The sequence below is a fragment of the Collinsella sp. CLA-ER-H9 genome, assembly GCF_040092295.1.
GTDB lineage: Bacteria > Actinomycetota > Coriobacteriia > Coriobacteriales > Coriobacteriaceae > Collinsella.
The window spans coordinates 1-11,338 of sequence record NZ_JBBNLV010000012.1; the positions used below are offsets into that span (position 1 = coordinate 1).

General features: G+C 52.6%; 9 protein-coding genes. 3 read left to right on the forward strand and 6 right to left on the reverse strand.

Translation table 11 applies throughout. The features are described 5' to 3' along the window. Positions 1-787: 787 nt before the first annotated feature. Positions 788-2,608 (forward strand): hypothetical protein, encoded by a 1,821-nt coding sequence (locus AAAX73_RS07380; protein WP_349125531.1) that lies wholly within the window; start codon positions 788-790, stop codon positions 2,606-2,608. A gap of 278 nt (positions 2,609-2,886) precedes the next feature. Here AAAX73_RS07380 and AAAX73_RS07385 read toward each other — a convergent pair whose 3' ends face one another. The 3 genes from AAAX73_RS07385 to AAAX73_RS07395 form a co-directional block, all read right to left on the reverse strand. After that, the gene (locus AAAX73_RS07385; protein WP_250787847.1) at positions 2,887-3,219 is read right to left on the reverse strand and encodes a hypothetical protein; all 333 of its coding nucleotides are present in this window, start codon (positions 3,217-3,219) and stop codon (positions 2,887-2,889) included. After that, positions 3,164-3,478 carry a hypothetical protein gene (locus AAAX73_RS07390; RefSeq protein ID WP_124785972.1) on the reverse strand — a complete coding sequence of 105 codons (315 nt, stop codon included), beginning with the start codon at positions 3,476-3,478 and terminating at the stop codon, positions 3,164-3,166. The genes AAAX73_RS07385 and AAAX73_RS07390 overlap by 56 nt, the downstream gene beginning before the upstream one ends. A 106-nt stretch (positions 3,479-3,584) precedes the next feature. Further along, positions 3,585-3,809 (reverse strand): hypothetical protein, encoded by a 225-nt coding sequence (locus tag AAAX73_RS07395; RefSeq protein ID WP_096227031.1) that lies wholly within the window; start codon positions 3,807-3,809, stop codon positions 3,585-3,587. A gap of 131 nt (positions 3,810-3,940) precedes the next feature. Between AAAX73_RS07395 and AAAX73_RS07400 the strand changes: the two genes are divergently transcribed. Beyond that, positions 3,941-5,107, forward strand: a complete 1,167-nt coding sequence (locus AAAX73_RS07400) for a WYL domain-containing protein (protein WP_124785971.1) — start codon at positions 3,941-3,943, stop codon at positions 5,105-5,107. Between the two features lie 1,010 nt (positions 5,108-6,117). Then, a complete protein-coding gene (locus tag AAAX73_RS07405; protein ID WP_349125532.1) occupies positions 6,118-6,792 on the forward strand; it encodes a DUF3800 domain-containing protein in 675 nt (224 codons plus the stop codon). Between the two features lie 476 nt (positions 6,793-7,268). On the opposite strand, the gene AAAX73_RS07410 is transcribed toward AAAX73_RS07405, so the two are convergent. The 3 genes from AAAX73_RS07410 to AAAX73_RS07420 all read right to left on the reverse strand — a co-directional run bounded on the left by AAAX73_RS07410 (position 7,269) and on the right by AAAX73_RS07420 (position 10,300). Beyond that, a complete protein-coding gene (locus AAAX73_RS07410; protein WP_349125533.1) occupies positions 7,269-8,030 on the reverse strand; it encodes a nucleotide-binding protein in 762 nt (253 codons plus the stop codon). 41 nt (positions 8,031-8,071) lie between these two features. Then, positions 8,072-9,892: a DUF262 domain-containing protein gene (locus AAAX73_RS07415; protein ID WP_349103168.1), complete on the reverse strand. Its 1,821-nt coding sequence runs from the start codon at positions 9,890-9,892 to the stop codon at positions 8,072-8,074. Positions 9,893-10,114: 222 nt separating this feature from the next. Beyond that, positions 10,115-10,300, reverse strand: a complete 186-nt coding sequence (locus AAAX73_RS07420) for a hypothetical protein (RefSeq protein WP_349103169.1) — start codon at positions 10,298-10,300, stop codon at positions 10,115-10,117. Between the last annotated feature and the right edge of the window lie 1,038 nt (positions 10,301-11,338).

Here is an 11,338-nt window from a genome sequence, read left to right on the forward strand (position 1 = left end):
ATCTCCACCGTTCCTTCAACTGGGAAAATGCCGCCCCCGGACCCCGGGAGGGGCCGCGGGGGCGTTCGGCTAACTGCGGGAATGGGCTATTTGCTCAATGTGTTCGGCTGAGATTGGAAATCAACCAATAAATCAGGAGGGCATTCACTGGAACACCCTCCGGTTTTGGTGATTACCGTGCGCCTACCCTTGTTTTTTGCCTTGCGGCCCGTTTCCGTTCCTTTTCAGCCTGTTCCTGCTGGTAAGCGGCCTCTAATATTCTGTCCGCCTGTTCCGTGCCAATGGCCCGCCTGACCCGCTCGTAGTCCCTGACCTTTCCCTTTAGACTGTCTCTCTCGGCGCAGACCTCGTAAATCCTTTCTGACAAAGAACTGTTTTTGCTGACCTCCCGGCCATAGTAAGTGAATCAGCGCGGGTGGTTTGCGCGCCATTTGCAAAACCCCAGGTCGCGACCCTTCGCCATTCGTGGGAAAAGTGAGTAGTCTCAGGTGGCTTACTCATGAGTTGAACCGCTTTCGCGATTAGGGGCCTAATAGCGGCTTCTCCACTAACTGCCCCTGGGTTTGCCTTTGTCCGCCGCACGGGATGGCTCCCGAGGCAACGCGGTGAGATAATGCCATCCAACGCAGGCAATGGAGCCTGAAAATATAGGTGACGGCGGCATGGCCCGAGCCAGCACTTTTGGCCCGCCTCCGTAGCCTCCTTTTTCATATGCGGTCCGCGATACGCCTATGGGAGCGATTCGCTCGTGCAAGGCTGTAAACACGCAGAGAAAACGAGGTATTGGATGAATAGCGAACCGATCTACAAAGAATTCCTTCTTGGAGAAGGCTTAAGCGAGTTGAAGAAAATTCGAGATGGCTGGAGGGATGAAAGCGGCTATTCCGAGTCGAGGGGAGGAACCTCTTTAATACCTGAAAATCTATGCAATGTCTCAGGGTCCGAACGGCTTAACTATACCTTCATCATGGACAGAGCCAATGAGTGCATGTATCGACTGATTTGCGAGTCGATTTTCATGCTTCTTACAGAATATGGATACATAACACTACGTGCCCGCGTTCGCAGAAGCGATGCTTACCAATATCTCCCAAAAGACGGCCTAGCCGGGCCGACCGTCCTCAAAGCGAGCAAGAGGGTGGTCCGCATAATCAAGGTGGATGTCGATGGCTCCCCGAGCGTTTTTGTATTCAAGGAACCTGGATTAGACCAGAGTCTCCCGAAAGAGCTTGAGGATTCGCTGAGGGAAAACTTTGGGGTATCGAAAATCACCTACGTCTCTTTGGTTATGGACGGAGCGAAGAGGGAGGTTCTCAATTACGAGTCGGTGAAGGACGCTACGCCCTACATCTCGGGTAAAGAGTTCTTCCGCCTGTTCTTTCCACAAGAGGAGTTCGACAAATTCGAGGAGGCTGTGGTTGAGCTTAGGCAGAAAGCGCGTTCCTACTATGGCTTGAGCATAACCAAATCGCTTAACCATTTGCGCATGGGCCATTTCAGGAGAGACATCCGAGACCGTCTGATCGGCTACAAACCAGACGTGGAATTGGGGTCCGAACAGAGAATGGCCATAGACAAGAGCTTTGTCGTAGACGGCAGATACTCGGCGTTGACCGGTGACACGGATTTCGCAGTAAGCTTCCAGACCGCAGAATGGCTAAGGGATTCTTTAACGCATGCAGGATGCATAGATTTCGCCCCCATCGCGTTGGAGTACTTCAAATCGCTCGAACAATTCCTGTACAGATTTCTTTACGCCATACATAAGACTTCGAAATCGAAGAGTAGGCGTATTTACTACGGCAAAAAGCTCGGAGAAAACCCTTACTACCTGCCTGCGAAAAGAGATGGCGTTCCCGACAAATCGCGACACATAGAAGTCAAGGACGGAGAAATCGAAATCAACGATGAGCTTTTCACGGATGGTTTCGAATATGTCTTAGACCTCGGTAGGCTCACAAGGTTCTTCGGCGACTATGTTTGCGAGAAGCAGCAGCTGTACAGCCGCAATGAAGACCTTCTCGATACGGCGATAAGCGAGGATACGTACGAGTCGATAATTCGCGCACTCCAAAGCGCTCGAACGATGAGGAACGGCATTGCTCACAAAGACAATCTCTACGATTGGACCGAGATGGAAAGCGCCCGGTCGTCAGTCCTCTTGGCTTTCTACTTAGTCCTAGGTTCTTACAGCATCGATACTGAAATGCGAAGCCTCCTCGGCATCGAAAGCGATTGCGTGCAGAAAAGCGAGGAGTGGAAGCTCTGCAACTACGTGGCATCGGCGGCCGTTCCTAAAGGCAATCCTCTTGAGTTTCCCGTTTTTTATCTCGATGGCGACGATTCCCCCGAGGCCGCCTTGTTTGCTTGCCCCGACGACGAAGAATCCGATCCCGACCGATATGGAAAAGCCCAATCGTTCTCGGGTGTGTACTTCAAGAGAATCGGATCGCATAAGCGTTACGATATCTCGTACCCAACTGACCGTCTTCCCTCATTGGTTGAACAAGGGATGCTGATTATCTGCGGTGAGGGGCTGAAGCTCATGGGGCCTCAAAAGGTCATCTACAGAGACGGAAATTACCTTGGGGACACGAGCGCAGAGTGACTTCGAACCCAGGGCGTGGACCTCGCGCTCCCGCCCTAAAGACCATCGTGGCCGGTTTTAAGGGCGGGAGCGCGAGGAATGTCCGTAGGGTTCATGCCTTCCCGGGCGCAAGCCACCAGTCCGTAACCGCAGGTGAGGCAGCGCCGTGGCTTGCACGCTGGTGGCAAATTCGCAGGTCAAACATCTCCGTCATCTATCGACGAAACGAGAAGCCCCACGTTGACGCGTCTATGAGTTGATGACCTGAACGACGGTCGTCCTAGTTGCCAGCTTCCGCATCAGAGAAACCACTTGGAGCAGAAGCCGATCTGGAAGACCGAATGGACGAGCATCGAGATTCCGAGGCAGACCATCATCGCGCAAAACCCGATTCCGGCCCATTTCAAGAAAGGGTCTTTTTCTTGCTTGTCGGAAGCTCGCTCCATCCAGTCGCGCGAATACGTATCGCCGTACTCGTCGCTCTTTGAGGCCTCTTTCGAAAGCAGCTCGAGAGCTTCGTCGAGGTCATCAGCAAGCTTGTTTCCGTCGATTCCGACCTTGAAAAGATGAGTCTCATCATGCTGCTTGAGCGCCGATTGGTTCTGCAAAAGGTAGAACCTCTCGCCGTTCACCCCGTTCGCCAGAGCGGTCCTCTCGCTCGAAAACGACCGAATCTCCTTCTTGAGCCTTGAGAAGGCCCCCCTTGCCCTCGATTCCGAACTTCTGCGCGAGCGACTCAAGCTGCCAGAGCAGGTCGTACAGCCCCGCCGCGGGCAGGAGCCCGGCCCCGTACGCCTTCTCGAGCATCGACCGCTCGAAGCGATCGTAAACGGGGATCGCCTCCCCGTACGTCAACCTGGTGCCAACTTCGGGGAAATCATTGCATTCCATATCGTCTCCTATCATTCGAATCGAGAGTTAATTCCTTGGGGCGCGTCACGCGTCGACGACGCCGCGTCCCACAACAGCGGTTGTTGCTTCCGCGTGGGCGCATCGCCTAGCACGCAGGGCGCAGATCAAGCCTGAAATCACCTTTGGCGATAGAGAGGCTGTAGTTCGACCCGACTAAAACAGCGATGCCCATCAAGGCCAGACCGCAAGCGGCGATCAGCTGCTCCGGCGAAAAGCCGAGGATCCTCCTTCCGTTATCGCACGCCGCCTCCGCTACGGCATCGGCTGACGAAATCGTCGGGGCGTTCACCGCCCGTCCGGCGTCGTTCATAGTTGGCTCCCTACTCTCTCTTCCATTGCTTCGACCCTTATTTTCAACCGCCATCGGAATTTCGTCTCCTCTGACTGGTTTGGATTGCCTACAATTTCATAGGCAATAAAGCTGTTTATGGAGGACCTGCAATGTCTAGGACATTCACCGAGGAGGAGATCTCCGAGTTAAAGGAAGCCGGATTCGCGGCGAGCGGCACATCGAGAAGCAGGATCCTGTCCGTCCTCGACCTCCTCGTCCGCTTCACCGATGAGAGGACGGGCATATCCGCATCGGAAATCGCGCGCGTCATAGGCATCTGCTCCGAGAGGCCGACGTCGGAGAACGCCATTCTCAAGGACCTGCACCAGATAAGCGAAAGCATGCCCATGGGAATCCGCATGGCGATACCTGGCCACGGCGAGAACGTCGGGTTCAGGGCCGTAAACAAACCCCTGTCATCCGAGGAGGCGATCCTCATCTCGGACGTGCTGGGGACGAGCTCCTTCATCGGCGAGGGGCGGAAGGACAAGATCTCCTCGAAGGTGCTCGCATTCTCCTCCGACTATGACGTCGACGAAAGCGTGGAGACCGTGTTCGTCGACCGCAAGGCCGGCAGGGACACCGACGCGATTTTCAACGTCCTCCATGCCGCATCCCGAGCGATCCGCATGAACGAAAGGCTCGCCTTCAAGAAGCAGGTTCACCTGATGAACGGATCGACCGTAAAGATTGGGCCGTACGAGGAGGACCCGGTGGCGATCGTGTTCAGCTTCGGCCGCTACTATCTCGAGAGCATGCATATCGACGAAGGCGGTTCCCCCAGTCCCTACTTCTACCGACTAGACGATATCGCGGACCCGGTTGTCACCGGAAAACCGGTGTCGGATCGGGATAAGGTAGAGGCGCTGAGGACGCGCGTGGTCGCGGACACGCGCCAGCGGGTCGACATGTTCGGCTCGGGCACCGCCAGAAAGCTGTTCCTGGAAGTATCCGGCACTCATGCCAAGTACGTTTACGAAAGGTTCGGCCACGACCTCAAATTCTGTCACATCGACGAGAGCGACGAAAGAAACGTCATCGGCTACGCCTGCGTCAGCGCGATGCCGTCTCCGACCTTTTACAGGTGGCTATTCGGGATGGACGGCGCGGTGAGGCTGGCGAAGCCTAAGGGGAAACGGTGGGTCGAGAGCTTCCCGAATGCCGTCGCCTCCGACCTAGAATCCTATATCCAAGATTACGAAGCAGCATCAGAGGGCTACAAAGCCGCACTGGATGCAGCTATTTCACGATTGGACTCGAAGAGCTGCCGGCAATGAGGCAATCCCAATCGGTCCGATTCAAAAGCCAATATTGACTAACTCGAATTCGGCTCGCATCCTCGCGCCGTTCGTCTGCTCCCATTCGTCCGAAATGACAACCACAGCAGGTCGTGTCCCAACGGATGGGTACCATTTATCCGGGTGCACCTGGGGCAACGGGTTGAAGAACCTGCACAAGGTCGCTCGCAGAACACGCAACATCAAACACGACAGAAGAGGCGAACGACAGATGCCGGACCCCGGACGACAGCACCGCGGAAGACGAGCATTCCGACCACAACCGAACAACTCCAGCTACTAGGCAGGCGCCCGCATGGGTGCCTTTTACTTTTCAGGGACTTAGCTGCGAGCTAAGGCACGCGGCTCATGGCCGTTTCGTGAAGGCACGACCAGCTCGACCCACTTCGACCCGTCTCCGCTCCTGCCGTGCTCACCAATCGCCATCAGGCGGTTCAATCGTCGTGCAGACGAAAAGGCACACGGTGTCGTGCGGTGTCCTCGCGCGGTGCCGCACGGGAAGATTGGAGGAACCATGGCACGCACAGCCGAATGCGCCGCGCCCGAGGGAAGCCGAGATCGGGACGAATGGATGACGGTGATCGAGATGCAGGAGTACATGAGGGCGAGCCGAAACAAGGCGTACGACCTCATCTGGTCGGGAGAGATCGACTCGTACAGGCTCGGCAGGAAATGACGGCGGCGACCGCCCCGGGAGCCGCCCGCGGCCGGGCACGCGAGGGAGCCTTGAAACGAAAGGAACTCGAGGACGACCATGACAAAGAGCATTAGCAGGAGCCAGGTGAGGCTCATCACATCGACTAACGCGATATTCGGCGCCGACGAGGCGCGCGATGCTGCGCATAAGCCGCGACGCCATGTACCGGCTCGCCCCCCCTTGCACTCACCGTCAGAGCATGCTATAAGATTATTGGTGGCTCATTAAGCTACCTCCAAGTGCCGGGGGAGTCCCCCGGCTATTTTTTTATCCATTCCATTAGGAGTCCCCATTGGCCAAGGAGCTCAGCATCTTCGTCGACGAGAGCGGCGACCGCAGCGGCAAAGCTCGCTACTACCTGCTCACACTCGTCTTTCACGACCAGGCAGACAGCATCGCCGAGGCGGTCACGGGCTATGAGGCCAAGCTTGCCAGGGCCGATCTCCCTAACATTCCGTTTCACTCCGAGCCTCTCATGAACGGGCACAAGGATTATGAGTTTCTTAACATCGAGCAGCGCAAGGTGATGCTCGCCTACTTCTCCTCGTTCGTCCGCAAACTTCCCATTTCCTATATTACGTTCGTCTACCGCCGCAGCCAGTTCGAAGACCCGACAAGGCTAATGGAGCGTATGGGGCACGATATCTCCTCTGCCATGATTGAACACCTGGGCTTCTTTCAATCCTTCGACGATGTGAAGGTCTATTACGACAACGGTCAGGACATTGTCAAGCAGGCGCTCGACCGCTCGGTGGGCAAGGTCCTCTCAAAAGGGGTCGTCCGACGCCGTAAGACCTCGATGACCGACTACCGCCTCGAGCAAGTTGCGGATTACCTCTGCACTATCGAACTTGCCTTGGTCAAGTACGAGGCCAAGGAGAACGGTGAGACGTACAACAAGTTCTTCGGAGGTATAGGCTCTTTCAAGAGGAACTGGCTCAAGCAAGCCCGCAGCAAGCGGATATAGGTGGTCTCGCGGTTTCGCAAGGAACGGTTAGCTCTCCCCTGGCGGGGAACTCCAAGCGACGTGCTTCGAGCGGCGGAAGCTGAAGCGCAAGCAGAAGCAGCGCGGGCAATGGTCGGTGCCGACATGGGCCCAAACGTGAACAGTGCTACGTCCCCTGTTCACGGGGCGCGAAACCGCAAAGGTTACAAAATAAGAAACCTCGACCTGTTCTCGCAGGTCGAGGGCTTGAAATCAACGAATATCGCTCACGCCCACTCGATGGTTAAAAAAACTGCCTCCAGTTTGTTGCAGTTTGTCCCATTTGCATCCAGTCTCAAAAATGGCCGCGAGTCCATGGGGTCAAATTTGGATCACAGATTTCGGGGCGGGGCAGGGCGGTTTCGTGAGCCACAGTGGGTCACGATTTGCTCCTGATCAAACGGCGAACGCATTATGAAGCGAAAGTTTATCGCGCGAAGAATGGCTTACTGGATTAGTTAGAAGTCCATCTTGTTGAGATCAATGGAGTATCCCATCGATCTCAACTCTTTCAGGAGTCTGAATTCCCAATTATCTGTTCCGGTATATACGACGCCTTGAAGATCGGAGGGGATTTCGATTCCTTTATCTACGAGGATGGTGACGTTCTCTCGGCCCAGCCGACCGATAAAGTATCCTGCTTCAAAGACGACATTCTGTCGTGCCCTGGGCCTTGCTGATTGTTCAACACGTGATTTTCCCTCATCGTCTGCGGTAAAGAGACATACGGCACCAGCGGCGTTTCCTTCTGTCTCTAATTTCTCAATGATTGTCTGACCGTGGTTTGATTGCTCGTTTAGAATTATCGCTTTCAAGCCCTGCCTTTCGATGATTCTTGCAACTCTCTCTCGAAGTTCTCCGTCATGACCATGAACAATGAATACTTTCGAGAAGTCACCTATGTTTGTTATCGATGCAGACTCCTCCTGGTCCGAAAATTCATCGAGGTATGTTTCAAGTACGGCCTTCGCCTTTCGCAGGCCGCTTGTGCAAGCTTCAACGAACGCTGAGTCAGGTGTGCTGATAGTGAAGAGAGACAGAGAATAACTGATTTTATTAAAGCTCTTGAATTCGTAGCTGTCTTCGCCGAATCGCCTTATCAAAAGCCTATCGGCTTTCGTCTTCCATGCTTTGAAGTCAGGCGAGCTAGCGCTGGTATACCTATTGGACAACTGATCGGCTGTGTTGCATAACTGCTGCAAAGCTTCGAAATCGGTCATCAAGCCTTCTTTCCGTGAATAATACAAACTCTAATAACTTGTTATTCCAGCGAACAACCAAATCTCTTTATCGTTTCCTCTGTGCTTCTGTCGGAGATAGATTTGCCCATAGCAAGCTCAATCGCATCAAGCAAGGCAATAGCACGAGCTTTGAAATAAGCGTCGAAATCATCCACAATAAAGGCGTCCCATGCGATGAGGTTCGACTCGATTCGATTACGAAGCTCATCTTGTTCGATATCAGCCTTCTTGAGGATTTTCGCTGAATAGACGCTAGGAGCTGCACCTCCGATTTCTCTATTCGATTCAGGAAGTAGGGGCGTCTTATTAATGACAGAATTCCATTTCTGCCTGTCGTACCCCATCTTTTCGCAGTAGCTCTGCGGAAAGACGTGATGGATATCAGGAGCCGTTTCCATGCTGTTCACGATATCGATGGATATACCACGCATGAAATCTAGACCCTTACCCTTATAGAGAAGAGCCATGATTCCCTTATATGCTGCCGATTGCCTCGACTGGAGTCCCAAAAGTCGGGTGGATTGGAAGTGGGCATCGTTCACGGTGCGCATCTCGGATTCAGCGCCTTCAATTTCAGCGACTACATCCTCGATGTCATAGCAGTAGCGGGTTTCGTTCGAGCCGCCATACATCTCACCGAAGATTCCGCACCAGAACCAGCGCGCAACAATTTTCTGACTCTTAGGGTCTTTGAACAGCTTGGAGCCCACGTAGCCTGCAATTGCAGCCAATGGAATGATCTGGGTTGTGTATGGAAGATCGCGCTTCCTAAATACGGACTGCGATAGCAAAAATTCGCGAGCAAGCTCATAGCCCTCGATGACGACTTCCTTGTTTGCCTGATAATCCTCGAATCGCAGGTCCAGCACGTCTTTCTTTTTGCAGCTGACGGCTCCACTCAAACCATCGCGTTTGCGCTTGTAGTTCGTGAACAGTGTCACTGTGGTCAGGAACGCGGTTTCGTCCACACTTTCCGTAACGTCGGTGCGAATGTCCTTGTCGAGCGCATGGATTCGGCGCTTGTTGGCTTCCCAATCGCCCCGGAGGTCAAACTCGTATGTGGCAAAAGTGGCAGTAACGAGCTCGAATACGGTGAGGGATACGCCTCCGGTATTGACGTTCTCGAATACCTTGCAAACAGCCTCGCGCGGCGTGCTTTTATCCATGGTTATTACAGGAAGTCTATATGAGGTGATTGTCTCGATGACATCTTGCTGGAACTTGTTGAACTTGGCCATAGCATCCGGAGATGATTGGTGGAAAGCCATGTATCCAAGAAGCCATTGCGTTGCAGCGCTGGAGTCAAAAAGGATGTTTGCAGGGTACATCTCATGTTCATATTCGAGTTCACGGGTAGATAAGTCGAGCTTGACGTCTCGATCGAAATTCTCCTTAATTCTCCTGTCCTCGGGAACGGAAACAATGGCGTCATACCTATCAGCTTCCGGATCAAGGCAAGTGTTCATGTCCAGATAATAGAGACGTGAGATGGCGACGCGTTTGTCGTTGGTTGTAGCAACTGCATCCTTCCCGTACAGGGATCGATACATCGAAGTCAAACGCTGCTGACCGTCCATAACTAAATAACGAGGTGTTGCTTCTGAGGAAGGAGCTCCTTCGATGGTGCGATATTTGAATTTAACCTCCGAGCCGCCATATTCAAGTTGCATCAATGCGCCCATTGGATAACCTTGCGAAAGGCTTGCGAGCAAGCTTCTAATTCGATTATCGTCCCAGGTCCATTTGCGTTGGAAGTCGGGAAGCTGTGTCTCTCCCTTATGAATGCTGAACAGCAAATCGGAAAGATTCGTGTCATTTGATTTTGGTGCTGATATTGCCATCTTTGCCTCTGTGAGTCTTTTCGATACTTATTGGATAAGGAGACTATTCTGCTCTGAGTAGACGCCTTTTCTGGGGTGTTTTCCAAACTCGTCGGCGGGATTGCACATTTCGAGTGCTAGTCCAAGTCGATTAACAAGGATCTCGGAATCAATACGGTCCAAAAACAACTCCTATGTTCGGGTTGGAGCGTGTCGCGCCATCGATGAAATGCAGGTATTCCTCTATTGCCCCTCTTCGAATTCCAGGGAAAACAAATCAGGGAGCATCGCGCTTCCAACTTCCTTCGGGAGGATTTCCAGAACATCGCCACTATAGCTTCGTCCGCATAGCTCAATGAAAGCAAAGTCAATGCTATTGTAGTACGCCAATAGCGCAATTTCATGATTGAAGCCATCGTTGAATTTCATTCTATGCATCGTGTCGGTGGAAACCGCGGAACATGCATTGAGAACAAACTTCGGATACAGGTTGTTACGCCTTAAGAAAAAAGCGTCGGGAACCCATACGGATGGGACGGAATACCAGCTGCCGCTTATCGAGCATTTATATTCTGCGTGCTCGCCATTCTCTTCACCTTCGTCAAGGTACGGCATGCTGAACGGGGTTCAGCATGCCGCACTGATTGGGTTTAAGGACGAGTAGTCGAGACCTCTTTCCTACAGCCCTGTTCTCTTTCCAGTCGTGCTCCTCGAATCTAATTCTCGATGCACGCGAACTTCTGCCAATTGGCGGCATGGCAACAATCCAGTTCATACTTGTAAGAGGTGTTGTCGTCGAGAGAGAGAAAACCTGTTGCTTCCTGTCGTTATGCCCACGTTGATTAGAGCGACGTCCGAAAAATGCACGGATCTCGAGTCTCGCTTAATTTCAAATAGAACTTTGGCATCTTCAGCGCCAATGAAACACTTCATCCATTTTTCATGAACGCGCCTTATTGGCTGAAATGGAATAGTGGAGATGTCACGTTTCGACAAAGTCTCTATGTCTTTGACTCAATTTCACGGATTTTGCCGTCATCGGTTCCCCTTTTTCCAACAAACACGAGCACTTCTTGTTCAATTTCAGGAAAGACAAGCACCTCGAATGTGAGCAAAGTAATACTCGAAAAATGTGTTGATAAAAACAATCGTAGGTCTTGCGCGTACGCAACTTGAATGACTTCGGCTGGAATAACAAAGGCCAGAGTTCCATCATTACGAAGCATATCGGTACAAGCGACTACAAATCCAACCCAAGCATTAACTAGCTTGTTTGACCAGCTTGTTTGCTTTCATGTTGTGCGAGGTCAATATCGAGGATAGGGAGAGCGCTGGGTGCTTTCGCGATACTGATACCTAATGTACGGAGGATTGCCAATTATGAGATCAAACTGCGAAGACTCATTCTTCCTGTAAAAGTCGAAAAAATCTTCATTTAGCACGGTCATGTTCTGGTGCTGAGAGTAT